Consider the following 25,262-nt stretch of genomic DNA (forward strand, 5'->3'; position numbering starts at 1 on the left):
CAGCTCCCCCAATTTCCACAAGCGCTAGATCCCCAAGCACTATACAGCGTCTGGTAGTGAAATGCACTCACTTACCAAATTCTTTTTTAACGGCGCCGAGCCGATTTTCAATTCTCAATCGCGAGAATTTCCAATGTTCTTTCCTGCGCCCCCGCCAGACGGTCCGGACCAATGGCCGATGCCAGCCCGTCACGAACAGCCGCCGCTCCAGCCACACCGCGATAGGCGGCGACGCTGCACCAGGAGTAGGCCGAGTAGTAGTTCTGAGGGCGCCCGGCGCCATTGGCTTCGAGCAGGCACAGGCTGAAGGCGGCTGTTCCCAACCCCTGCCGAGCCGCCCGCTCAAGCCGGGTCACAGCTTGGGGAATATCCTGGCGAACACCAGCACCATGCAGGTAACGAAATGCCGTCTCGTAGAGCGCCAGCACATCGCCCGCGGCGGCGGCGTCCTCCATCTGTGGATTTAGCGGCGCCTGCCAGTCCGGCTCAACCAGTCCCGGATCATAGGGAAACCCGATCGCACTCAAGAGGGCTGGCAAGCGTCCGGCTTCCAGAGCGCGCGCTTGCGCGAGCAGGTCACGGGCACGTTCCTCGTCCAGGCGGACCCCCTGCCCACTCTCGTACAAGACGGACAGATTTCGCATCGCTTCGGAAACACCCTGTTCGGCTGCACGTTCGAGAAGCGGGGCAGCTGCCGCATAGTCCCGCTCAACCCCTTCACCTCTCACATACATCAATCCGAGATTGTTGAGCGCACGCGGGTCGTCGGCCTCCGCGGCCATCTCGAACAGGCGGAGTGCCTCCACCGTGTTTCGCTCGACGCCGCTGCCCTGGAGATAGAGAATTCCCAAACTCGTCATGGCCGGGACAAAACCCTGCTCCGCAGCTGCCTGGTACCAGATCGCGGCAGCAGCCGGGTCTGCCAATCCATTAAGCCCCGTCTCCAGCGCCAGACCGTAGTCTAGCTGGTGGGACGGCTCTCCCGCCTCCGCTGCAGTGCGCAGCCAGCGCAGGGATTGTTCGGGATCCAGCGGCACACCGTAACCGGCCGAGTAGGCACGCCCGAGGGCGTTTTGCCCCATGGCACTGCCCTGTTCAGCGGCGAGGCGATTCAGTTCAGCCGCGCGCGCAAAATCCTGCGGGACCCCGGCACCCTGGGTGTAGAGACGGGCGAGCATCGCCGTCGCCTCAATATCACCAGCCCTCGCCCGAGCCGCCAACAATTCGGCGGCCTCGCTGAACTGGCCGCGTTCCAGCATCGTCTCAGCGCGGGTCAAACCCGTCTGGATCGCAGCCGCGGGCAGGCTGACCAGAACCAACAAACCTGCAGCAACGGAGACAACCCGCGCGATATGCTCCAGCCGATCACTCATCGACAGACTCACGCCAGTTCGAGGCGCGTTCCTGCGCCTCAGCCAATTGCTCTGCAGACAGGAAGCGCGCGAACACAGCACGCTCATCCGCAGCACCTTCCATGCCGGCGGCGGCGGCGAGGTTGGCCCAGACGTGCGCCTGGAGATAATCCTGTTCAACGCCATCCCCTGTCGCGTGGCGGCGTGCCATCTCCAGCTGGGCAGGCGCTGACCCGGCAGCGGCAGCGCGCTGGTAGTAATCCAGGGCCCGCGCAGCATTCTGAGGCACGGCCTCACCTGCGCTCATCAGCTCTGCCAGGGCAGCCAGCGCCTCGGCACTGCCGCCATCACCTTCAGCTTCAAGCCAGCGCACCGCACTTTCACTGCCCGCGCGCGCCGCCGCCTGGACCCACTCGGATGCCTCGGCGTCGATACTCGCGCTGACGACCCCGTCGGCCACAAACTGCCCCAGGCGTTCCGACACACCCGGCGCACCGGCCTCATAGGCATTGAGATACCAACGCACGGCCTCGGGAATATTGGCTTCAACACCGCGTCCCGTCTCGTAGAACAGACCAACTGCGGCCTGCGCCCGCACCAGCCCGAGTTCCGCCGCCTGCAGATACCAACGGAAAGCTTCTTCATCATCGCGGATCACACCCGTGCCGCTCGCATAGGCAAAACCCAGATTGCTCTGGGCCCGCGGGTCGCCTGCATCGGCTGCTGCCCGCAGCAGTCGGAGACCTTCCGGCACATCCTGCTCGACCACCGTACCGGTGAAATAGTAGCTGCCCAGCACTGCCATCGCTTCCGCTTGCCCCAGCGCCGCCGCCCGCTCATACCAGACCAGACCATCAGCGAGATCCTGTGTGCCCACAGCTCGCGCCATATACATGTCGATCAAAGGTGAGCGCGCATCCTCAAATCCCGCTTCCACGGCGCGCGCCAGCCACATGATCGAAGTGTCCTGGTCGACTTCAACACCCAAGCCGTTGGCGTACATCAATCCGAGCCGGTATTGCGCAAGGGGCATGCCCTGTTCCGCCAGCTCCTGCATGATATCCATCACCTCGCCATAACGATTGAGACCATAGGCCTCCTCCGCCGCGGCCATCCGCGCATTCATCTCTTCATCGGAAGGTGTGGATGCGGTCATCGACTGTGAGGCGAAGTAGAGCCCGGCACCTAGGATGACGACACCGACAACGCCTGCGCCGATGCGAATAAGGTTCTGGTTCATTCTGAATTCCCTTCCCCGGGAGCATGTTATGGTCCGGCGCGGCGGCGAATGTTGTAACTCGCCCCCGCGTCCAGCGGTTCATCGATATGCGTGACCGAACCGTCCGGCCAGTCCACCTGGACTGAATCGACATGGCTGGCCCCACCCAATCCGAAATGGGCGATCGCCGCCTCAAAGGACATGAAGCCGCCCCCCAGCTGAATCTCGCGCGTTTGCATGCCGGTTCCGTAGCCCTCATGCCGGATTGTCAGGCGGGCGCCCACACCATCCCGATTGCCACGCTCATCGATGAGCCGGAACGCGATGGCGTTATGACTGGCGCTGTTGTTCAGGAAGACTGTTGCCGGAGCATTGACCGGAGCCGTCACGATATCGAGATCTCCGTCATGCTCCAGGTCGACAAACACGGCTGAAGCCGTGATGGCGAAGTCAGACAGCCCGAACGCCGCCGTTTCCTCCCGGAATCCATTGCCATTATTGCGCAGAAAGATGTTGGACGGCGTCACCTCATTGGGGACCCAGGTACCATTAACAATATAGATGTCCTGCCAGCCGTCATTGTCGAGATCACCCATGGTGACATCCCAGCTCCAGCCGCCGACCTCGGCCCCGGCCGTTTCGGCGATATCGCTGTAAACGCCGTCCGCATCAGGTTGAAGCAGCACATTGCGGGACATGATCTGCGGCAGCGCCACATCAGCTTCGACAGGCTGGATCGGTCGCACAGGCTGAAAATGAATGTCGCAATATGCGCGAACGCGGGCCTGGTTCGGCGGGATCAGCGCACACAGGCTGGGGTCATTGTTCTGGATCGCCAGATCCTTGATCATCATGCCGCGACACTCGGACCGATATGGCTCATCGAAGCTGGCACAGCGACTGGCATTGGACGGGTCCAGACTGTTGCCGGACCGATACCAGGTCTTGATGTCCATGTTGCGTTGACAGATCTCACGGTCTCCATCGCGTTCGATGATGTCGCAATACCGCTCAATCGGCTGCATGCGCAAACGCTCCGAAACACCGGAGGCGCGACCGGCAATCTGCGCGAAATAAAGCGAAACGTCGCCAGAATTAGTCGCGTCAAATGCTGACACCGACATCGTCGTATTGGTCGTGTGGGGAATACGGGCATCCTGATAAGTCAGCATGTCGAACTGGCCCGTGCCGTCCCCGAAATAGACATAGTCCGGCACCTCGAAATCATTGCCCACGACAAGGTCCTGGCGACCATCGACATCGATATCGCTGAACAGGATGGACAGGGTTTCACCAGGAATGCCGGGCAGATCGACAAACTGGTTGCCAGACAAGCGCCCCGCATCATTCAGGACGATCCGGTTGCGGGATTCCTCGCCGGGAATACGGCGGTACCAGCCTGCCGCCCAGTTGCCGAGCGCAACGTCGAGATCCCCATCCCGATCCACATCAGCAAAACTCGTCGCGAGCGTCAGGATGGCATCGTCACGGTTTCGGACCGGTCGCAGGGCATCGGCATCAAACCTCCCCTCTTCATTGGGGAGAACGAAATTTCCATCCTGATAGGTGGTAAGGAACAGATCGAGCCAGCCGTCATTGTCGATGTCCGCAAGCGCGGCATTGAAGATCAGCCATCGAGATAAAGCAGGCGCGGAAACCGGATCGGCACTGAACTGACCCGTGCCGTCATTGCGATAAAAGTAAAGGCCGTTGCGTGTGGAGGCAAAGACCAGGTCGATATCACCATCACGATCGAGATCACCGGAGGCGACACTGCGTCCTTCCCAGAAGGGAGGCCACATGTCGGCAAATGAGAATTCGACCGGGTGATCAACTCCCAAACGCCACGCTTCACGGCGGGTAAAGGGTGTATCGCCGTAGGACACAGGATCGGTAAAGGGAACACGTTCAATCTCGATGCCCCAGTCGTCAGCGCCTTGTTTCATACGCTTTGTCACACGGCTGGGAGCAAGACCGGAATGGCCCGGGGCCGTTTCTGTTACCTGCAGAACGGTGGTTTCGGCCGTGAGCAGCTCGAGGGCCCGGCGTGTCTGATAGTCATGATATGCGTCGATGGCCAAACCGCCACCAATGCCCAGCACCATGACCACAATTCCCAACATCGTCGCAGCTCGCCATCCAATGGTTCCGCCCACGATGAAGAAGGAATAGACGCTGAAACTGCCCAGGGTGAACAACAGGGTCATGACGAAACCGTGCGCCACACCACCAGCGAGCAGCGCGCCGGACATCACAACGTCAAACCCAATAGGAACCGGCGCAAAAGTGCCCGCGACTCCTGCCACGAACGCGCTGACCACACCAAACTCACGGCCAGACACCAAGCTGGCAGGGAAGAGCGTCGCGACAAGTGCACCCAGGAAACCCGCAAGCAACATCAAAGGGGCGGTCGCCCGCAGAATAAACCAGAGGTTCTTCAGATAGTCCGCAGCAAAACCGCCGGAAGCCGGAACGAACCTCTCATCAGGCAGCTCCTCGATCTGCGGCACTTCGGGCAGGTTTGAGGCCTGCTTAACCGAGAAGATGAGCTTTTCAGGGGGCAGGAAACGGCAGATCAGCGGCACCGCGAGGAGTATGACCAACAGGCTCAGCGCAATCTTGGTCACCACCATGTAAAACGGCAGCAGGGAGAAGGCCATCGTCAGGACGACGATATTCATCGTCGGCGATGCCACCATGGCGGACAGGGTCGTTTCGGCTCTCGACCCTCCCTGGAACAAGCCCCGAGCGATGGGTGCAGCACAATTCACACACACGCCAAGCGGTGCCCCCAGGATCATGCCGTAAAAAGCGTTCGCAAAGCCACCCTGGAAACTGCGCCGGCGCAGATATCCCAGAATGGTAAGAAAGGCAGCACCAAACAGCCACCCGAACACCATTCCCTTCTTGTTGGTATCCACCCAGTTCACCGTTGCAACCATGACGCGTTCGACCAAAGGCGCAGTCGGGTCATAGGGAATCAGGGCCTCGAACCCGAGTGGAAACTCGAGCTGGATGGCGCCACTCATCATCGCTTTTTCATCCAGAGACGGGTAACGCGACGTCGCCCAGAACAACACGGCCAGAACGAGCGCCGCGAGCGCGGCTAAGGCCAGGCGCTTCCAGCGAGCCCGGTCAACCCAGGTTTCTGTCCCATTCATGCCCCACCTCCCCCAAGGCAGGTCGGGGTGCGCAGGCGGTCATCACCGAATGCAACCCATTCAAACGGAACCTCTGTCGCTGAACGGAACTCCGCCAACCCCGCCATCTCGTGCTGGGCGCCGGAAACCGTTATGGTTCGGGCCAACAAAGCGACACGCATCCCGGTCTCATCCGTCGTCGCCTCGAAACTGCCGGACTCCCGAACGGGTAGAGGCGTACCGCCCAACACGGTCAGATACGGTGCGGCGCAAGCCCACAACCGGGGCGACATACCCAGCACATGCTGTAATTCCTCAACCGACACAAATGGCCGGTTCCGGGGCGCCGAGGCTGGCCTCGCCGAATAGGCCTCCGATTCCCCTCCAAGGGCACGAGGGGTCTGGTCACTATCACGCCAGTCCATGATGCGGTCGGCCAGCGTCCTCGCGCCCAGATCATCGTGCCCCAGCTGCCGAAACAGCGCTGCGAATTGCTGCTCGTTGGCCATGTTGATATCGATCAGGACTTGCGTCCGACCCTGAGAGACCCGGACGCTGTATCCGCCCACATCAATCTGCACCGGCAGTTGCGCGACATGGCTCCGCCCAATCTGGGAGATGTCAAAGGCGACAATCTCAAGCGCGGACTGCAAGGCGGCCTCCCGCTGCAGCGCGACCCGGTCACCAGCGGTCGCGCGGACCTGGTTGTGAGCCAGCATGATGACGCCAATGAGTATGGCGGCCATCAACGCGGACATCCACACCACGAGAAGCAGTGCGCTGCCGCGTTCAGTCTCCCCCGGTGCTACATTCATTGCTCAAACAGTCTCGGCTGGCGAAGTTCAAGCGCCTCCAATTGCCGGCGGACGTGCGACAGGGCATCGGCCGTGTCGGCGTCTGTCCGGATAATCCGAGGTGTCAGGAATATGATCAGCTCGTTGCGTTCACTCGACAGGCCACGATTGCGGAACAAATTTCCGACTCCGGGAATATCACCCAGGCCGGGAATGCGCGATTCGTTGTCAGAGGTCTGTTCTCGGATCAGCCCGCCCAGAGCGATGGTGTTCTCGGTGCGGACCGAAACCGTGCTGGTGAATTCGAGTATCTGGATCGTAGGCGAGTCGATACCGGACGTGGTCGTCGGACGCACGCTGGAAACTTCCTGGGTCACTTCCAGAACCACCATCCCGCTCGCATTGATGCGCGGTGTGACCTGCAAGATGATGCCGGTTTCGCGAAGCTCGACGGCGGAAACGATCGGCGCATTGCTCTCTGTCACTGACGTTGCGGTTTGCGTGACGATAGGAACCTCGTCACCCACTTGCAGATGCGCGCGCTGGTTATTCTGCACCATGATCGACGGCGCAGACAACACCGTTACATCCGTCATCGATCTCAATGTGTTCAGGGTCGCAGAGACATCCGTGCCGGAAAAGGCATAGCTGAAACCCGGAAAAATCGGTGCCGTTGAGCCCGTCTCCGAGTCCGAGAAGCGAACTGTTGTCACCTCGCCCGGGTCTCCATTTTCAAAGAACCAGCGAACACCAAAATCCAGCCCGTCCCGCAGGCGCACTTCAGCGATGGTCGCCTCGATGAGTACCTGCGGTGGCATCACATCCATCATCTGAACCAGTTCAAGGATTTCGCGGTATTCCTGATCGGTTGCACGAATGATCAGGGCATTGTTCAGCTCGTCCGGGATGATGGCGAGGCGGCCCTCTTCCTCATTACTGTCATCGCCCTCTGCAGCATCCTCGCCCTGAAATCGCGGTCCGAGACTTTGACCATCACCTGACTGCCCCCCAGCAAACGCTGCGGTGATCTGCGTAGCCAATACCGTTGCCGGTGCATTGCGGACCACATAATAACGAAGCCGGCGTTCCGACCCTCCTGACGGACGGTCAAATTGGTCAATCCAGGCCGTGACACGGTCAAACTGGTCCTGCGTTCGAGCCGTGACCAGCAGCATGTTCAGTCGCGGCAAGGCAACAACGCGAACAGCTTCCGTGGACAGACCCAGCCCCTGAAGAACAAGATTCAACTCCGAGGTGACGGTCTCGGCAGACACGAAGTTCAGCTCCAGCATGCCGATCACCCGCCCAGTCAGGAACGGCCGGTCGAACGTCATCGCTGCGTCGCGAGCCGCCTCGACATCGGGTCCGGTACCGGCAATCACCAGCACCCCCAGATCATCATGTGGAACGACCTGAACATTGTCGGAAAGAAATGGATCCAGCAAAGAGAGCACAGCGCTGGGGTCGGTATGTTCGATCGGCACTACCTGGCCACCATAACCAAGCCTGGATGCGGATCCGCCGAGGCTTGGTCGAGCCGAATCCAGTCGTGTCAGCAAAAAGCCCTCATTCCGCTCGACCAGCACCAGGTTGGATTCCGCGAGCACCGTTTCCAGGGCACGCAGGGCCGCGCGGGCGGGCGAGGGGTCTCGCGAAGACAGTGAAACCCGGCCGTCCACACCGTCGGCAACCATGACGGTCTGGCCCAGCGCTTCGCTGATGATGGCGCGGACAACATCCGCGACCGGGGCATCAATGAAGTTGAGACGCAACGTGCGTCCATCCAGCTCGTCTGCCGAGCCACGCCCGCCCAATCGGGAAGCCGATGTGGAATCAAAATAGACAAGTCGATCGGTGGGTGAGATTTCACCGGGAACGGTTTCAGTATCCTCTGATGCGGCTTCGGCCTCCACTGTCGAGGACGGGGTGTAGCCGGGTTGCGATACCGGAGCTCCAGCGTAACGAGATTCATGCACGGTCCGCGCATCCGGCATCAAGCTCGCGCACGCGGACAGCGTCACAATCGCCGCGAACGACACAACCAGACCCTTAAACATCGTATTCTGCACGCTACTCCCCCCAAGGTGGTGAAGACATACTAGACCTCTCGGCAGGTCGTCACCAGCAAAACCATGTTTTTCCGTCAATATGAGCGCTCAAGGAGGACTTCCTCTGAGCCACGGGCGAAAATCGCGCCATCCGGCGATAATTCTACCAGCTCGAAGCCGCCAACAACCTGCCCGATCCGCGCCGTAACAACACCGTCCATATCTCGCAACAGCGCCCAGCCTCCGCCATCTGCCTCAACAACACCGATCAGGGTGTAGTCCGACATCGGATGCCGAGGTGTCGGCGCCGCCGGCGTCGCTCGACGCAGCGGCCGCATACGCGCGACCACCCCCGCCAGCTCAGCCTGATCTACAAGCGCTCGCTCCGCGCCAACCATCGGGGTCTCGGCCGGAAACTCGGCCGGAGCAATCGGCGCAAGTCGCAGGAATCCCGCACCGCCCAAGACGATCAGAATCAAGGCGAGCGTAACGTACGGACCCAATTGCTTCATGATGCATCCTCCCGCAGGAAGGCGCGGCGGAATTCGATGAACACATCAACGCGCCCGTCAATGGGTGACGACCGCACGGAGAATTCTGAAACGCTCGCTGTGCCCAGTTCCGGGCGCGCCAGGATAGACAGCAAATCCGCCATGGGCGCCGATCCACCCCAGGCAGCGCTGAGTTCGTAGACCCCCTCGCCGAGCGACAGCTCACCAATGCCCGTGGCCTGGGAAATATCCACACCCGACGCCTCGAGTGCTTCAAGGAATAACCGGTATTCGGCCTCAAAACGTGCCCGCACATCCTCCGGGCTGCCGGGTGCAGAGTGCGCGGCCCGGCCGGAAGCCTCCGCCAGCGTTTCAGTCAAGGCCGTGCGCTGGTCAGCCAGCCGTGTCTCCAGGCGATCGCGTTCACCTTCAAGATCCGTCACCCGCCGCCAGCTTTGCGCGCCGCTCCAGACCAGCGCGGCAGCAAGAGTCACGACGAGGACCGGCATGAGCAGGATGCTGTTCCACGCGAGAAGCCGCTGCGCGGATTGGGGCAATGTCAACAAGAGTGCCTTCATTCCGCCGCCTCCGTATCGGGCCGCTCATAAAGAGGGATCATCACCGCGGCGCGGGTCTCATCCGAAGGTGTGACATGCAATGTGTCGGGCAGGCGGTACTCGATACGCCAGACACCTTGTTCGATTTCAGGTTGATCGGAAATCAACGTCATGGCTGAGAGCAGATCAGACAGAGTTGTGTAACTGTCCTGGAACGGACGCAGGCGTTGCATCTGTTCGCTCTCAGCCTCCTCGCCGCGCAACACTCGGGCTTCCGCCAGCAGACGGGCGCGTTGATCGATCAGTTCAGCTTCCTGCCGATGCAACCGGTCCACCCAGCTTAGCCCCAGCAGCAGGGTGGCCACGATTAGGCCTGCCAAACGTGCACCCGGCGCAAAAATCTCTCGGGTGGTCCGGTCGAGGGAAGCAGACAACTCGACTTGCCGACCGGTTTGAGAGATCGCAACCACGCGCCAGTCCGAGTTATCGACGGCGACCAGATCCCGCACCCTTTCGATATCGGAGCGCCGCGCGACAACCAGATCCACGCTGACCCGGTCCCGGCCATCGGCGCCGACAAGCTCATAGGCGATAACCGCGTCGCCTTCCGGGATCGGAGAATGCCGCGCCAGTCGTGCCCGTAATGCGCTGTCGCCGCGGCGAGCGATCTGGGCATTGACCGAAACCGATTGGGTAAAGACTTGCTCCGAGCCCAATTCGACCTGCAGCCCCAGCTCGCCCTGCCCGGCGATCGGTGTCTCTGAGCGGATTTCACGGCCCAGAAGTGACCGGCGGACGACGCCGCGGTCCAGCAAACATCCATCCGCACGCAAACTAGACCAACGGGCGACAGGTCGTAAAAACGCACTGGACAAAATCCCGGGCGCGTCCTCGCACACACGTTCGCGCGCCCAGGCGAAATAAGCCCGCACGCTGTCCAGAATTCGCGTCATCGGTGACGTGACACTCACGTCCCACCTCCCAAACAAGCCCCGTTGCCCGAGTCGAAACGGCAATCAAAACCAGCTCGACTGGGCACAGCAATTTCGATCCGCCTGATCTCCTCGCCCTGCGGCGCCAGATCGAGCACGACCAGGCGCGGCAGATGGTTGTGATACCACTCTTCGGACCAGATCAACTGCCCACCCGGTTCGACCTCGCCAAAGTAATAAAACCGGGCGCCACGACCGACTTGCACGACAGTAATCACCTGGTTTTCGCGTTCACCACCGAAAGCCGGCGCGAGACGCAAGATCAGACGCTCCCTTTCCACGGCCACATCAAGCTGCTCGACCCGACCCGTTTCCGGAATTCGCGTGAACACTGATAGCTGATCTGCCGATCCTTGTAACCCACTGGAATCGTGCGCCGTCGGCAGAGGGTGGATGTTGATGAACGCTTGCCTCAACAAGGCTTCGAGAGCGGCCTGATCCTCGCGCCGGGAAATTTCATCGCGCAGCCGTTGATCCACGACAGAGATTTGACGCAGTGTCGGCGCGAGCATGACCAGCAGGAGCGCTAACAAACCAACCGAGATCAGCGCCTCGACAAGTGTAAAGCCGGTATCCTGTTTCCGCTGCATGGCTTAACGCCCCGCCCCGGTGCGTCCGGGCTCAAGATAGACGAAACTGTAATCGAATCCGGGCAGATCCTCGTGGGATAGCCGCGCCAGCGTCAAAACAGCCCCGGTCCGCGGATCGACCGGCCGATCAACAGGCGACAGGGAGAGCGACCAATCCGGGTAACGCTCGGTGATGCGGGCCGATGGCACGCCCGCGCGCAGGTTCGCTTCGATATTGCGCACCTCCAGCATCGCTTGCTGGGTTTGGTTGGCCCGCCGTGCGGTACGACCGATATCCGCCAAGCCAGCCATGACCGTGACAGTCACTAGCGACGCGATCGCCAGCGCGGCAAGCGTCTCGGTCAGCGTGTAGCCGGCACTGGTGTTATTCGGGGTCAAAGCTCACCCGTCCGGTCAGGGGTTCGATCCGCACTTCACGTGTCAAATCATCGCGTTGCAAGCGGATCAGGACCTCCTTTCGCCCCAGCCTGCGCCCAGTGAGCTCCAGACGTGAAACCGCTTGCCAAGCCGCCCCCCGGCGGACACGCCAGCTGGCCTGGATCTCCGGACCCCAGTCACGTTCGATTGACAGAAGTTCGATCGAATAACCATCCTCGTCGACATCCACGAAAATCGGGCTGGCCAGTGCGCGCGCTTCAATGTTCGCGCGACGCAGATCCGCAACCAGAATTTCCGCGTGCCGGTCCATGTTGCGGGCAGTGGAATTGGCGACAAGTCGTGGCACGACAAGCGATGTTGCAAGCGCGACAATCACCAGAACTGCCAGCACTTCCACGAGGGTTACACCGGCCTGCTCACCCCGGCACTCACCGCGGCTAACTGCGAGAGAGGTCACTGTCCTCCCCTTCGCCGCCCGGTGCGTTATCGCGCCCAAGACTGCCAATGACATAGCCGTCACCGCTTTCGGCGCGTTCATAGATGTAGGCATTTCCCCACGGATCGATCAGCCCACTTTCATTGCGAAAATAGGGCCCACGCCAACCCGGCTGCCCGTCTTCAGCGGGTTCGACAAGCACACGCAACCCCTCATCCTCGGTCGGATATCGGCTCATATCCAGATAGTAGAGTTCAAGCGAGGTTTGAATCGAGGCCAGCTGCGCCGTCGCCACATCCGTCTTGGAGCGGCCGACATAACCCATCACGCGCGGAGCAACGAGCGCTGCTATCGCGGTGATGATCAAAAGCACGACCAATAGCTCAACCAGGGTCAGGCCTGCATCCCGCGGCCGCGCTCCGGTGTATTTATCCTTCAAATCAATAGATTGCATCATTCAGACTTAACACCCCGGAAATTACGGAAACGATCACCCCGGCAACACAAACACCGAGACATACAATCAATACAGGTCCCAGCAGCTCCACGGAACGATTTAGTGCGAGCTCTGCTTCACGTTCATACCGCCCAGCTGCGCGCAGAAGAAACGTGTCCAGCTGCCCTGTTTCTTCGCCGAGCTGGACCTGACGAACCAGATCCTCGGGCAGGGCGCGGGACTCCGAAAACGCCGCCGAGAGCGGAACACCGCCGCGAATCCGATCCGAAAGCCCGGACAATTGCTGCCGCATCGCCGGATCCCCGACAGTGTCACGGGCGACCGCCTCGGCCCGCAGCAGCGGCAGACCAGCGGACAAGAGGACGCCAAGAGTGCGTGCATAGGACGCCACATTCAGCAACCAGATATTGCGACCGACCACCGGCACTTTGCGGAACTGTCTCGCCCAGTGCTCGGGAGCCATAAGCAGGAACCGCTGGACGAGGACCACGACACCGAGAACGAAAACCGGGATCCAGACCGCATAATTGCGAAGGAAGGCTCCGGCAGACAGCACGAATGCGGTCTCCGGCGGTGGCGGGGCGGCAGCACCTTCAAACACCTGTTCGAAGTTGGGCAGAACCAGAAATGCCAGGAACACCAGGGTCAGGAACATCAATCCAACCAGCGCGATCGGGTAGACCATCTGGCCAATCAATCCGCGTCGCAGCTCGAGCCCGCGCTTGAGACGCTGGGCCAGGTCAGAGAAGGAAGCCGCAAGCGCGCCGGATTCCTCACCCGCTGCGGTCATGGCAATCAGGATGCGCGGCGGACGCGAAATATCTTCCTGCATTGCCATGTTGAGCGTTCGACCATTGCGCACCGCATGCACAAGCCGGGATGCGAAAGCCTTCAATCGGGGGCGGCGCTCGCTGATCTCAAACGCCAGCAGGGCATCGGTCACGGACAATGCAGACCCCAGGAGATCTGCCATCGCCTCCGCGAAATCTGCCAGCATTGCGGCGGACAGCTTGTGCTTTTCATGCTGCCCCTGGCCGCTCTTCTCTTCGGAAACCTCTACGGCGACGATGCCGCGTGCTGCCAGAATGCGCGTGGCGTGATCGCTGGAACGCGCATCCACACACCCCTGGCACATCTGGCCCTGTGCGTTCTCGCCGAGATAGTGCCAGACCCGGACGTCAGCCATCAGCCCCGCGCCTCTGTGACAGCGTTCGCTTCAACTCGTCCTCACAAGTCAGCCCGGCCGCGCATTTCTGCAGGCCGTCCTGCCACATGGTGCGGAACGCCCGGTTTGCCAGTTCACGCGAAACGGCTTCAGCATCAACAGATTGCTGCCTGATTGCCGCGCGCATGGATTCGTCAACATGGAAGGCTTCAACGACCGGCACACGCCCGCGAAATCCGGTTTGACCGCAAGCCTCACACCCTGCCCCCGCACACACGGTACACAGTCGGCGGACGAGCCGTTGGCCGAACACGCCGGCGAGCGTGGACGCAATCAGGAAATCGGCAACTCCAAGGTCCTGCAAACGGGTGATGGCTGATGGTGCGTCATTGGTGTGCAGGGTGGAGAGGACGAGATGGCCTGTCATCGCGGCCTGAACAGCTGTGTGCGCGGTTTCCGCATCGCGGATCTCGCCCACCATGACGACATCCGGGTCATGGCGCAGGAAGGACCGCAGGGCTTCTGCAAACGAAATCCCGATGGCCGGATTGATCTGGGACTGGCCGACACCCGCCAGGCGATATTCGATCGGATCCTCGATCGTCAGGATCTTGCGCTCGCCGTTGGCAAGATGGCGCAGAAAGGCATACAGGGAAGTTGTCTTGCCGGACCCGGTTGGTCCCGTCACCAGGACAAGGCCATGAGGCTCGGCCAGCACTTTTCCGGCCGTGCCAGCCACAACATCGGAAAATCCAAGGTCGGCCACGTCGCGCAGACTGAGCTCCGGGTCGAGCAAACGTAGAACCAGGCTCTCGCCGTACTGCCCTGGCACGACGGAAACACGGACATCCACTGATCGACCGGCGATCGGTACGGAGAACCGTCCATCCTGGGGTCGTCTGCGCTCGGCGATATCGAGGTCGGCCAGGACCTTTACGCGAGAGATCACCGCGAGCGCCTGGTTTGATGGCCATGTATTAAGCTGGCGCAAAATCCCGTCTACCCGACACCGGACAACCGCCTCACGTTGTTGGAGTTCCACGTGGATATCGGATGCCCCCGCCTCCACCGCCCGGGCTACGAGCTGATCGAGCGCACGGATGACCGGGCCGGCCTGAGCCAGGTCGCGCAAACGGTCGGAATCGGCGAGCAAGTCGAGCTCGACATGTTCGCGCTCCCCCGCCTCATCGGCCTCATCAAGACTGATGGATAACTGGTCGAACAGGCCCTGGGTCAGCACGACTGGTGTCACCGGGCGGCGGCACGCGAATGACAGCCCCTGCAAGGCCTTGAGATTTTGTGGATCCACGACGCCCGCTATCACCGACGCGCCATCTGTTCCCAGAGGAAGGATACGCTCACCTCGCAAGAAATCCGGATTTACATCAGCGTCCATCGGTTCAAGGCCGTCAGGCAGCTGCAGGGTTTCCCGCGATGTGGCGAATGCCAGGCCCGAGACCTGTCCGTAGAAGGTTGCAATGTCCGCCTCGCTCATCAATCCGGACTGAGCGAGAACCCTGTCGAGAGGTTCGCGGGATCTATCTTGCAGGGCCTGGGCGTGAGCAGCCTCGGTATCGGACAGCGTGCCGCCATCCACCAGCTGTTGCAGCAATTCTACAGGCTCAAGAGGATCAACCATGGATGTCTACAGCTCCTTCAATGAAGGACTGCTCCTGGAGGAGCGTCGATGAGCTCCTCCAGGATAGGCTATTCCCAAAATCAGTCCATGCTGAGCGGCAGGCGGATCCGGATCATCGCATTGTTCGCCTCGAAATCTGACTGGCCAACGCCTTGCAGACCGACCTCCGCCGAGAGCACGCCGCCATTGGCAAATTCAGCATTGACGCCAAGGCGGGCGTCTGCCCGGAAGTCACCGACCCCCTGAAGAACGCCTGACGTGTTGATGACTTCAGCGCTTTCGTAATCCCAGATCGCGTTGAGCCGGACGTAAGGCTCAAGATACCCGCCTTCGCCACGCTCAATCCGGTAGGCAAACTCAGGTCCGAAGCTGGCCCGGCCGATGGTGATCTCCTGGGACGGGATGAAGATGCCGAGACTGTCGGTATAGGCCGCCTGCTCCTCTGAGAAGTAGGCAACACCCAGTTCCGGCGTAATCCGCCAGCCGCCGGTTCGATAATCGCCGGTCAGGTTGGTTTCAAACAGCATGCGCTCGGTATCGAACTCATCCCAATAAGTTCCAATCGGGTTGATTTCGTTCTCCGAACGGCCCCAGGCACCGCGTGCATCGAAATAGAGATTTTCGCTGAGGCGAGCGACCATGTACGGGCCGGCCATCCAGCCATCACCTTCGACACGGCTGCGCCATTCTCCGGTGACGGTTTCCGCCGAGTCAAACTGCAGCATCGCACCAAGCAGGAGGTCCTCGGAATGCAGGAAATCGACACCAAGCGAGTACATGCCGAAGTCGGATTCCGCATCCAGGCCTGCACGATCGTCAGTGACGCTGGCATAGCTGGCTTCGAACCACACATCTACCGAGCTCATACCGGTAGACCGATGCACGCCGAGTGCCTCGTCCCTATCCGACGGGACGCGATCATCACGCGCCGACATCCGGATCGCATTTAGGCTGGTCGAGAAGTTCGCCTGCATGCCCCGCTCGGTCAGATTGGCGGAGAAGTGGTTCTGGGTCGCTACGCCATCCGCAGTCCGCATACGACGGGACAGATCCGGTGCATTGGTCAAGATCTGGTCTGCACGCGCAGCCATGAAGCTGCGAATGGCAGAGGTCGTGATCTCGCGGATATAGTCCTCGTCTCGCACATTGGCGAACGTACAGGTCATGACCTCCTCCGGGTCAAGATCAATGGTCGCCGTTCCAGCGGACAGGTCGAAGCTCGAACCGTTATCATCATCGCCCGTACAGATGATCGAACTCAGACGCCAACCTTCAGCCGCAGCCTGGGTGATGTCGTATTGTCCACGCAAAACGGTCTCAGCCATTGTCGATGCAGAGCCGTTGACCGTCGTCAGCGTCACTCCGTCAAACTCCGCCAAATCGGAGGTGTAGCTGAAGCTGCCCTGACCGGCGATATCCGGCAAAGTCGTTGAAACCAGCGTCAGCGTGCCTTCCCGTGGCTCAAGCGTGATCGTCACCGGAATGTTGATGGTGTTGAGCGTATTGGCCCGCGCCAGCCCATCCTTCTGCCCAGCCGCAGCGGTCTCGGTGATCGTGATCGTTGCGTTATAGGTGCCAGGATCCAGGTCCAGAACTGCCGCTGTGAAGCTGACCGTGAAAGTCAGGCTGCCAGACGCAGGGATCGAGCCGGATGTCGGGTCCACCGTCAACCAGGCAGCATCCGTGGAGGCTTCGAAGAAGAACGCAGAACCACCGGTATTGGTGAGATCAAACGTGGTCGTCGTTGACGTCGGATCGTCGGACGCGGAAGCCAGTGTGATCTCGACCTGCGGAATCTCGGTCTCATCCACCTCAGGGTCCGCGGTGAGTGCAAAGGTACACGTCACGGCATCGGTCGGTGCCAGGGTCACATCCAGTGTCCCGGCAGCCGCATCCGTCGCAGACGTGCCGCCCACACAGCTGATGCCGGAGAGCGAGAAACCATCCTCTTCGGTGAAGGCAAACCCGTATGCGCCCTCACTCAGATCCGTGAAGTTTTCGGTGCCGGTTTGGGCCGTCGTCGAAATGGCGAAACTGCCCAGATCGCTGGTGAAATCGAATTCACCGTCAACAAGACCATCAATCTCGGCAACAATGCTGATGCTGCCACGCCGTTGCTCAACGGAGAACACGTCAGCAGTTGTGTCGTCCACCAAAGCGTTGCCCAGCAAATCGGAAACGCCGGAAACAGTGACATCAATATCAGCCAGGCTGCTCTGTGAATCCAGAACCGTGTACGTCGCGGTATAGGTTGTGTCCCCGTTGGAGAAAGCACCCGACTGGAAACTCAACGCCGCGCTGACATCAGGAGCGAAGCTCAGCGTAGGATTGCTCGCCGTATCAACCTGTTCGGAGAAATCGACCGCAACGGTGAAGGCATCACCAACATCGTCGTTACGCAGATCGGTATCCGAGACCGCCAGATTATCAACGGTTGGACCGGTTTCATCATTGTCGATTGAGAACTGGGCCGCTGCCGTATTGCCGTTACCGGCCGCATCCTGTGCAACATCCGCAGCAACGTCGACCGTTACAGCACCATCAGCCGCCGGCGTAATGTCCGCCGTGTAGGTCGTACCGGATCCCGCGAAATTCGAGGCCGCGCCATTGCCAACAGCAATGTCTCCGAGCACGAACCCGGTCACGCTTTCATCAAACGTGAAGGTCACCGAGAACAGGCCAGCGACTGGATCGCTTGACGTCGTGGTAATCGCGAGCCCCGGCGCCGTTTCGTCATTCTCGATCGTAAACTGTGCGGCAGCGGTATTTGTGTTGCCTGCAGCGTCCTGGGCCACACCCGCAGCAATATCAACTGTCACCGTGCCATCGCTGGCAGGCGTGATATCCGCAGTGTAGCTAGTCCCGGATCCGGCAAGGTTCGACGCCGCGCCATTACCCACGGTGATGTCGCCAACCGCTAGGCCTGTGACTGTTTCATCGAAGGTAATGCTGACGGAGAAGACACCGGAAACCGGGTCGGATGCAGCACTCGTAATGACAACGCCTGGGGGCGTCTCGTCATTCTCGATCGAGAATTGCGCTGCGGCCGTGTTGTCATTGCCCGCCGCGTCCTGTGCGACGCCGGCAGCGACATCAACGGTAACAGTACCACCCGATGTCGGTCGGACATTGGCGGTAAAGGTCATATTGTCAGCCGTCGCCAGTGAGCCTGCCGAACCGTTGCCGACCACAAGGTCTCCGATCGCAAAACCGCTGACAACTTCAGAGAAGCTAATCGTGATCGAGAAGGAACCTGACACCGGATCACTTGACGCCGTGGTGATTGTAACACTCGGGCCAGTCTCGTCATTCTCGATCGTGAACTGACTGGAGGCATCATTGTCGTTGCCCGCAGCATCCTGGGCAACCGCCGCAGGGACATCGACTGTCACCGAACCATCCGCCGCCGGCGTGATGTCGACGCTAAAGGTGGTGTTGTCGGCCGTGGCAAGGTTGGAAGCAGAGCCGTTTCCGACAACCAGATCGGCTGCTGCGAAACCGGTGACCGCCTCATCAAACAAGACCTCGAGCGAGAACACACCCGAGACCGGGTCACTGGCCGCCGAGCGCAAGCGCACTGTCGGCCCTGTTTCGTCGTTTTCGATGGTGAACTGGGTCGCCACCGTGTTGTCATTTCCGGCCGCATCCTGCGCGACAGCGGCTGCGACATCGACGGTCACCGTACCATCGCCTGTCGGCGTGATGTCGGCGGTGAAAATCGTATTGTCCGATGTCACGAGATTGGACGCCGTACCATTGCCGACCGCAATGTCGCCCAGAGCAAATCCGGACACCGCTTCCGAGAACGTGACAGTCAACGGGAAGGCCCCCGAAACCGGGTCGCTGGAGGTTGATGTCAGCGTGACCGTCGGAGGGGTTTCATCATTCTCGATGCTGAACTGGGTCGCAGCCACATTGTCATTACCCGCCAGGTCCTGCGCGACAGCTGCAGCGACATCGACCGTAACCGGTCCATCTGCCGTCGGTGTGATATCCGCAGTGTAGCTGTCATCGAAACCGGCAAAGTTTGACGCAGCGCCATTCCCCACCGTGATATCGGAGAGGGTGAAGCCCGTGACATTTTCATCGAAGTTGAAGCTGACCGAGAACACCCCGGAAACCGGGTCGCTTGCGACGGTTGTGATGGTGAGCGTCGGCGGCACCGTATCATTGATGACGTCGATCGAATTATTGTTTGTACCGGTGACGGCCGTGCTGACCAGCGCATTGCCGGCCAGGTCCGAGATTGTCGGGCTGGCTGCCAGGGCCAATGTCACGGTAGCATTCAGATCGTCCATGTCGCCGCCGGCGAGGGAGACCTCAAAACTGCTATTGCTCAATGAGCTGACGGTTGGCGTCGCCGTCGTACCGGTCGCAACAAAGTCCGCTCCGGACAGCGTGCTGATATCGAGATCTTCGCTGAAATCCACCTGCCAGGAGACAATATCTGCATCCGTTGGCGACACGACGCCTGCGAACAGGTCGACGCTGCTCACCGTCGGCGGTGTCTCATCATTGGTGATCGAGAATTGCGTCGCAGCGGTATTGTCATTGCCGGCAGCATCCTGTGCCACAGCACCTGCGACATCGACGGTCACACTCCCATCCGCAGCCGGCGTGATGTCGGCGGTGAAGGTCGTATTGTCGCTGGTTGCCAGATTGGATGCTGCGCCATTGCCTACGGAAATGTCGCCGACGGCAAATCCGGTCACAGACTCCGAGAACGTCACCGTGACGGAGAAGACGCCGGAAACCGGATCTGCAGCGCCAGAAGAAATCGTCATCGTTGGCGCGGTTTCATCGTTCTCGATGCTGAACTGGGTGGCTGCATTATTGTCATTGCCCGCAGCATCCTGAGCGACAGCGGCCGCAACATCTACGGCAACTGTGCCGTCAGACGCCGGCGTGATTGTCACCGAGAAAGCGCCTCCGCCATCGTCGGAGAAACCGGAGGCAGCACCATTTCCGACAGAAATTTCGCCCACAGTAAATCCGGTAACGGTCTCACCGAAGTCGAGCGTCAACGTGAAGGCGCCCGAAACCGGGTCACTCGCGACCGTCGACAACACCGGCGTCGGCGCGGTGGTATCATGGGTAGCCGTATCGGTGACCAGTCCACCGACATTGCTGTCCGTGTCCGTCAGGGAAACACTGACTGTCAGCGTTCCATCGGCGAGGCCGGAAACGTCGATTCCCGAAACTTGGTACTCACTCGGCGACCCGGGCGCCGGAACCGGAATGGTTCCGCTGCCGGTAACCGGAGCACCGCCGCCCGACGACGAGATGGAGTAATCAAAGGTCGCACCAATCTCGGGATCATCGATCGTGAAGCTGGCCGTCGTATTGGCAGCGGGGCCGTAAATAGATGCGTCAAAGGCAACCGAATAACCGCTTGGCGCTTCATTATCGACACCAAAACCCTGAACCGCGAACGTATAGGGACTTTCGTCTGCATCATTATTCGTGATCGAGATGGTCGCCGTCTTGCTTCCCGAAGAAGACGGGTCGAACGTGACTGTAAACGTCTCACTGCTTCCAACGCCCACGGACGTCGCGGGTTGGCTGGCGACTGTGAAATCGGCAGAGCCGCTGATCGAAACCGCATCAGAGCCCAGCGTCAGGGCGGACCCGCCAACATTTTCAATGGTGAACGTTGTTGTCAGAGTGCCCCCGACAACATTGAGATTTCCGAAGTCCGTGCCATCAACGGCACTCGGCGTGACGTCTCCGTCCGCAATGTCATTGGCAGCCGCAGCGTCGGCCACATTGATTTCCGGGGCCGTAATACCATTGCCGGCGATCCCGAATGTGTAGGGGTTTTCGTCCGCATCATTGGTCACAAATGACAGGGTATCGGAACGCTCACCGAGCGCCGTCGGATCGAAGGTCACCGTGAATGTCGTGCTTGCTCCCGCAGCAATCGGGGAGGTCGGCTGGGAGGCGATGCTGAAATCTGTTCCTGTCACGAGGCTGACTGTTCCCACCGTCAGGTCGGTCGTGCCCACATTTCGGATCGTGAACACGGCGTTCGCGGAACCACCCGCGACATCGATGGGAGCAAACAGCGTGGCATCGCCGCCACTCGGCGTCGCATCGCCATTAACGATCTCCGCGCCAAGGCCTTCAACCTGGGCTTCAGGTGCCGCTGCTGCGACGTCGACCTCAAAGAGATTCGAGATGAGATTGCCAACTGCGCCTCCGTTAACAGCGCCGTCGGCATTGAACTGGGCGGTGGCCGTTCCGACACCTGTCGGCGTCAGTTCAAACTGGTAATCCGTCCCGGAGCCGGTCAGGCCGGCAGCGGTTGCGCCGACCAAGCTCAGGTCCGCGATCTCCACACCGGTGACATCCTCACTAAAGGTGACGTCAACGGTGAAATTCTCAGCCACGGAAACCGGGCCCGCAGGGCCTTCAACGCGCACCGTTGGCGCAATAACTTCAACATTCAGGGTGTCGCTGGCCCGCTCAATGCTGACCGCACCAACATCAGATCGTGTCGCCGAAAGGAGGGACGTCGTGTTCGTGTATTCGCCATGCGTAGCACCGGCCGGGACATCAACCGTCACCGAGAAGGTGCAACTGGCATCCTGTGCCAGACTACCATTGGTCAGCGTGATTGTATCAGTACCGGACAAGGTCGAGCCGGATCCACAAACGTCGGTTGCCGGCAATCCTGTCGCGACCATTCCGCTCAGCGCCGCATCAAGATCATCCGTGAAGGACAGGTCGCTGGTCGTGAAACTGCCCGCAGCAGAGATCGTGAATTCCAGCGTGACCTGCTCACCAGGCCCAACCGGATCGTTGGTGAACTCCTTGGAAAAATCAATGACGCCGGTGCCCTCAAAACCAGCAATTTCAAGCTGGGTTTGGGCTGGATCAACAATAATCGCGCCCGTCGTGGCGAGTGATGCCGACAGCAAGCTCGTCTGAACACCATAACTGCCAGGCGCCGCCCCGGCCGGGATCAGCACCGGGACCTCGATGGTACACGAATTGCCCGCTGTAAGACTACCACCAGTATAAATCAGGAATGTCGTCCCGGAGAGCGTGCCACCACACGTATCAACCGTCGGCCCACCGGTCGCAGCGAGCCCGGTCAATCCCGCCTGAATATTCTCCGTAAAGAAGGTGATGGTCATGTCTTCGGAAGACGTATTCTCGATGGTAAACCGGTGAGTAGGCGTACCCCCGGCCGCGAACGGACCATTGAGAAATTCATTGGTGAAATTCACCAAGCTTGCCGGGTCGACCGGCGGCGCTGCGTCGTAAGCCACTGAATAGGTATTCGAAACATTGTTCGCATTACCGGCGATGTCCGTCACGCTTGCCGCAGGCAGGGAAATTTCAATCGGCGTGCCGCCAGTGGGCGTCACTTCGAGATTGGCGCTGAAAATTGCGCCACCGGCATCTCCGCCTTGATTGATCAGGCTCACCGTGGCGTTGGAAACGAGCAAATCCGCTACATCAAAATCCTCAACCTGCTCCGGAAAAAGAGAGGCAGAATCTGTAAACGAGACGGAGGCATTGAAGACGCCACTGACAGGACCGGCAGGACCGGACACTTCAACGTTTGGCGCATCATCATCCGCCTCAACGGTAACAACCACGTCGCCAATCGCTGCTGCAAAAGGCGTCACACCATCATCATTACCCGTCAGATCGGTAGCAGAAATCGTGTAGTTTCCGGCCGCCGTACCCTCAGGGACCACAAAAGTGATCGAAACGGAACAGAATGAAAATGCCGCATTCATCGCCAGATTCGAGATCGAGATGGTGCCGGTGTTGACGCCGGTGATAACCGGAGCGCCATTGAGGTCACAGCCAAATCCGGTTGAGGCGGTCGCTGCAACAGCCAGGGGAATTCCCGCCCCCAGATAGACCGTCATTTCACCGTCTTCGAAATGGGTCGTGGGAGATTCGAAGATCGTATACGAGAGAGAGACCGTATCGCCGGGCTCAATCCGTGAGACATGCCCGGGCGGGGGACTGAACACTTGCTCCGCAGCCGAGCCTGAAACGGCCGGCTGGGCTTGCGCCGCGCCAACCGCCCAAACGGCACCTACACCAGCAAGGGCGAAAGACTTCAACGCCTTATCAGCATAGCCCACGACAGCAGAAAATCGATCAAGTGACAGCATATTATCCCCCAGTCGCGACGACCGCTCGTAGCAAGCGGCGCTCCCGAGATCTCGAGAACGCACAATGCAGCCGGACGCGCGCGTTTCGCCCCCCCTCAACGGGACGCTTCGCGCATCCTATACGACCCGAATCCGCCGGACTAGGGCAAATTCGCGCTAAACGCGCGATTTCAGCAAATTCCCCATTTCTTGCTGCTCATCGGAACCGTAAGCACCCGAGCAAGGGTGACATTCGCCATGCCCCCACTACGCCGGGCGGGAGCAGCGACTGGGGTTAGCGCACCCCCGTCTGGACCGCCACTCGGGAACTGCCCCGGGCGCGTTTCATACCGGGTGAGTTCCAGTGCATGGAGACACGGCCCTCACGGTCCACAGCGATCACCCCGCCATCCCCGTCGCGAGCACCGACATCCGCGATCAAGCCCTCGACCGCCTCGTCCAGCGGCTGGGATCCGTAACGCACACGCGACGCCGCATCCTGAGCGCCTCCAGCCGGGATGAAAGCCTCTCCCAACTCGGTACAGGACACGGCAACATTCTCGTCCGCCCGGGTGCCGGCACCGATAATGGGCGTATCGCCGAGACGCCCCGCGGACTTGCCGAAGATACCGCCTGTCGATGTCGCCGCTGCCAGCCGGCCCTGGTGATCAAGCGCCACCGCGCCGACCGTACCGTGAGCGCGATTGGCTGTGGCCAGGTCTTCCTCGACCACCCCCGCAGGAAGACGATAATAACTGTCCGGCTCAGCCACGAATTCCAGCCCGTGATGGCGACAGAAACGCTCTGCGCCGCGCGCCGTCAGCATTACGTGTTCGGACTTTTCCATGACTGCGCGGGCGGCACGGATGGGGAGCATGACATCACGCGCTGCGGCGATCGAACCGCCCTGGCGCTTCGCTCCATCCATGATCGAGGCATCCAGCTCAACATAGCCGGCATCATTCGGGGCGGATCCACGTCCGGCCACATAGAGACCCGACGTCTCCATCTCCTCGACCGCCCGGGTCACAATATCCAGTGCCGCCGCGCCGGCCTGAAGATCACGCTCGCACGCCAGTGCCAGTTCGCGCATATGGACCTCGGCAGCGGAATAATCCCGTCCCGGTGTCACGCCGGCTCCGCCATGCAGGGCGAATGCATAAGTATTGCTGTCAGTCAATCGTCTGGTCCTGCTCGCTTGAGATCACGGATACCGTTGATGTTGAAACGCCCCTCATCGGTGCTCGCGGTTGAATCGCCATAGGAAACGAAAATTTCCTGTCCTTCACAATCATCACGCAGGACGTAGTTTACGACACCGGCAACAGCATCCGCACCATAGGTGGCGGACGCACCATTGGGCAGAACCTCCACCCGCTCGATGGCTGCCAGCGGGATGGAGTTGACGTCGATAAAGCTCTCCTGGCCGCGGGCAAAGGCACTGATCGTGGCGCGACGGCCATTGATCAGGGTCAGCGTGGCGCTGGTGCCCAGACCGCGCAGGGAAACACCGCCCGCACCGACCGGCGTGTCAGACGACAGCGGACCGGCCGTCGAGGTCGAAAACGTGCCGGAACCACCGCCGGTGATCGTCAGGTCACGCATGAGATCGATAACCGAATTGGCACCGGATTCCTCGATCGCCTCGCGATCAATCTGCACCGCCTGGACTGCACCTTCGAGGTCGAGCCCCTCGATGCGCGTGCCGGTTACGGTAATGGATTCCTGTGTGGATTCAGCTTCCTTGGCCGCCGCACTTGCGACAAACGTCAGGCTCGCAACGAGCGCCGTCGTCGACTTCAAAACTTGGATTTTCATAAACTAGTCTCCCGGCGAACACGTGTTCGCCTCCCCTGATTGCAAACCGATAGATGCAAGCCGGAACGG

Annotated in this window: 17 protein-coding genes; all 17 read right to left on the minus strand. The window is 60.4% G+C overall.

The genetic code is table 11. From position 1 onward, the window contains the following. Positions 1-107: 107 nt before the first annotated feature. The 17 genes from JJ889_RS11370 to JJ889_RS11450 all read right to left on the minus strand — a co-directional run bounded on the left by JJ889_RS11370 (position 108) and on the right by JJ889_RS11450 (position 25,193). Positions 108-1,373, minus strand: coding sequence for a tetratricopeptide repeat protein (locus JJ889_RS11370; RefSeq protein ID WP_291895155.1), 1,266 nt, complete (start codon positions 1,371-1,373; stop codon positions 108-110). Beyond that, complete coding sequence (locus tag JJ889_RS11375) at positions 1,366-2,592, minus strand: hypothetical protein (protein WP_291895157.1); 1,227 nt, start codon at positions 2,590-2,592, stop codon at positions 1,366-1,368. The genes JJ889_RS11370 and JJ889_RS11375 overlap by 8 nt, the downstream gene beginning before the upstream one ends. 26 nt (positions 2,593-2,618) lie before the next feature. Beyond that, complete coding sequence (locus tag JJ889_RS11380; protein WP_291895159.1) at positions 2,619-5,732, minus strand: FG-GAP-like repeat-containing protein; 3,114 nt, start codon at positions 5,730-5,732, stop codon at positions 2,619-2,621. Next, positions 5,729-6,526, minus strand: coding sequence for a type II secretion system protein GspK (locus JJ889_RS11385; RefSeq protein WP_291895162.1), 798 nt, complete (start codon positions 6,524-6,526; stop codon positions 5,729-5,731). The genes JJ889_RS11380 and JJ889_RS11385 overlap by 4 nt, the downstream gene beginning before the upstream one ends. Next, positions 6,523-8,562: a type II secretion system secretin GspD gene (gene gspD, locus JJ889_RS11390; protein ID WP_291895164.1), complete on the minus strand. Its 2,040-nt coding sequence runs from the start codon at positions 8,560-8,562 to the stop codon at positions 6,523-6,525. The genes JJ889_RS11385 and gspD overlap by 4 nt, the downstream gene beginning before the upstream one ends. An 86-nt stretch (positions 8,563-8,648) precedes the next feature. After that, positions 8,649-9,065 carry a hypothetical protein gene (locus tag JJ889_RS11395; protein ID WP_291895165.1) on the minus strand — a complete coding sequence of 139 codons (417 nt, stop codon included), beginning with the start codon at positions 9,063-9,065 and terminating at the stop codon, positions 8,649-8,651. Beyond that, a complete protein-coding gene (locus JJ889_RS11400; RefSeq protein ID WP_291895166.1) occupies positions 9,062-9,622 on the minus strand; it encodes a hypothetical protein in 561 nt (186 codons plus the stop codon). The genes JJ889_RS11395 and JJ889_RS11400 overlap by 4 nt, the downstream gene beginning before the upstream one ends. Further along, on the minus strand, positions 9,619-10,572 hold the full coding sequence (locus tag JJ889_RS11405) for a hypothetical protein (protein ID WP_291895168.1): 954 nt from the start codon (positions 10,570-10,572) through the stop codon (positions 9,619-9,621). Before JJ889_RS11405 ends, JJ889_RS11400 begins: the two co-directional genes overlap by 4 nt. Beyond that, the gene (locus tag JJ889_RS11410; protein ID WP_291895170.1) at positions 10,569-11,183 is read right to left on the minus strand and encodes a prepilin-type N-terminal cleavage/methylation domain-containing protein; all 615 of its coding nucleotides are present in this window, start codon (positions 11,181-11,183) and stop codon (positions 10,569-10,571) included. Before JJ889_RS11410 ends, JJ889_RS11405 begins: the two co-directional genes overlap by 4 nt. A 3-nt stretch (positions 11,184-11,186) precedes the next feature. Continuing rightward, positions 11,187-11,561 carry a type II secretion system protein gene (locus JJ889_RS11415; RefSeq protein WP_291895171.1) on the minus strand — a complete coding sequence of 125 codons (375 nt, stop codon included), beginning with the start codon at positions 11,559-11,561 and terminating at the stop codon, positions 11,187-11,189. Next, positions 11,548-12,018 (minus strand): prepilin-type N-terminal cleavage/methylation domain-containing protein, encoded by a 471-nt coding sequence (locus JJ889_RS11420; RefSeq protein WP_291895172.1) that lies wholly within the window; start codon positions 12,016-12,018, stop codon positions 11,548-11,550. Before JJ889_RS11420 ends, JJ889_RS11415 begins: the two co-directional genes overlap by 14 nt. After that, on the minus strand, positions 11,999-12,454 hold the full coding sequence (gene gspG / locus JJ889_RS11425) for a type II secretion system major pseudopilin GspG (RefSeq protein WP_291895174.1): 456 nt from the start codon (positions 12,452-12,454) through the stop codon (positions 11,999-12,001). The genes JJ889_RS11420 and gspG overlap by 20 nt, the downstream gene beginning before the upstream one ends. Then, positions 12,438-13,640, minus strand: a complete 1,203-nt coding sequence (locus JJ889_RS11430; protein WP_291895176.1) for a type II secretion system F family protein — start codon at positions 13,638-13,640, stop codon at positions 12,438-12,440. Before JJ889_RS11430 ends, gspG begins: the two co-directional genes overlap by 17 nt. Then, complete coding sequence (locus JJ889_RS11435; protein WP_291895178.1) at positions 13,633-15,258, minus strand: GspE/PulE family protein; 1,626 nt, start codon at positions 15,256-15,258, stop codon at positions 13,633-13,635. Before JJ889_RS11435 ends, JJ889_RS11430 begins: the two co-directional genes overlap by 8 nt. Positions 15,259-15,338: 80 nt before the next feature. Next, the gene (locus tag JJ889_RS11440) at positions 15,339-23,396 is read right to left on the minus strand and encodes an Ig-like domain-containing protein (protein ID WP_291895179.1); all 8,058 of its coding nucleotides are present in this window, start codon (positions 23,394-23,396) and stop codon (positions 15,339-15,341) included. Positions 23,397-23,670: 274 nt separating this feature from the next. Then, positions 23,671-24,555 (minus strand): isoaspartyl peptidase/L-asparaginase, encoded by an 885-nt coding sequence (locus JJ889_RS11445; RefSeq protein WP_291895181.1) that lies wholly within the window; start codon positions 24,553-24,555, stop codon positions 23,671-23,673. Continuing rightward, positions 24,552-25,193, minus strand: coding sequence for a TonB-dependent receptor plug domain-containing protein (locus JJ889_RS11450; protein WP_291895183.1), 642 nt, complete (start codon positions 25,191-25,193; stop codon positions 24,552-24,554). The genes JJ889_RS11445 and JJ889_RS11450 overlap by 4 nt, the downstream gene beginning before the upstream one ends. Positions 25,194-25,262: the final 69 nt, after the last annotated feature.

The organism is Maricaulis sp. (assembly GCF_017643475.1).
In the GTDB taxonomy this organism is placed as follows: domain Bacteria; phylum Pseudomonadota; class Alphaproteobacteria; order Caulobacterales; family Maricaulaceae; genus Maricaulis.

Coding starts and splice junctions, on each gene's coding strand:
- JJ889_RS11370 (WP_291895155.1), bottom strand. CDS start 1,373: ATGAGTGATCGGCTGGAGCATATCGCGCGGGTTGTCTCCGTTGCTGCA.
- JJ889_RS11375 (WP_291895157.1), bottom strand. CDS start 2,592: ATGAACCAGAACCTTATTCGCATCGGCGCAGGCGTTGTCGGTGTCGTC.
- JJ889_RS11380 (WP_291895159.1), bottom strand. CDS start 5,732: ATGAATGGGACAGAAACCTGGGTTGACCGGGCTCGCTGGAAGCGCCTG.
- JJ889_RS11385 (WP_291895162.1), bottom strand. CDS start 6,526: ATGAATGTAGCACCGGGGGAGACTGAACGCGGCAGCGCACTGCTTCTC.
- gspD (WP_291895164.1), bottom strand. CDS start 8,562: ATGTTTAAGGGTCTGGTTGTGTCGTTCGCGGCGATTGTGACGCTGTCC.
- JJ889_RS11395 (WP_291895165.1), bottom strand. CDS start 9,065: ATGAAGCAATTGGGTCCGTACGTTACGCTCGCCTTGATTCTGATCGTC.
- JJ889_RS11400 (WP_291895166.1), bottom strand. CDS start 9,622: ATGAAGGCACTCTTGTTGACATTGCCCCAATCCGCGCAGCGGCTTCTC.
- JJ889_RS11410 (WP_291895170.1), bottom strand. CDS start 11,183: ATGCAGCGGAAACAGGATACCGGCTTTACACTTGTCGAGGCGCTGATC.
- gspG (WP_291895174.1), bottom strand. CDS start 12,454: ATGATGCAATCTATTGATTTGAAGGATAAATACACCGGAGCGCGGCCG.
- JJ889_RS11430 (WP_291895176.1), bottom strand. CDS start 13,640: ATGGCTGACGTCCGGGTCTGGCACTATCTCGGCGAGAACGCACAGGGC.
- JJ889_RS11435 (WP_291895178.1), bottom strand. CDS start 15,258: ATGGTTGATCCTCTTGAGCCTGTAGAATTGCTGCAACAGCTGGTGGAT.
- JJ889_RS11440 (WP_291895179.1), bottom strand. CDS start 23,396: ATGCTGTCACTTGATCGATTTTCTGCTGTCGTGGGCTATGCTGATAAG.
- JJ889_RS11450 (WP_291895183.1), bottom strand. CDS start 25,193: ATGAAAATCCAAGTTTTGAAGTCGACGACGGCGCTCGTTGCGAGCCTG.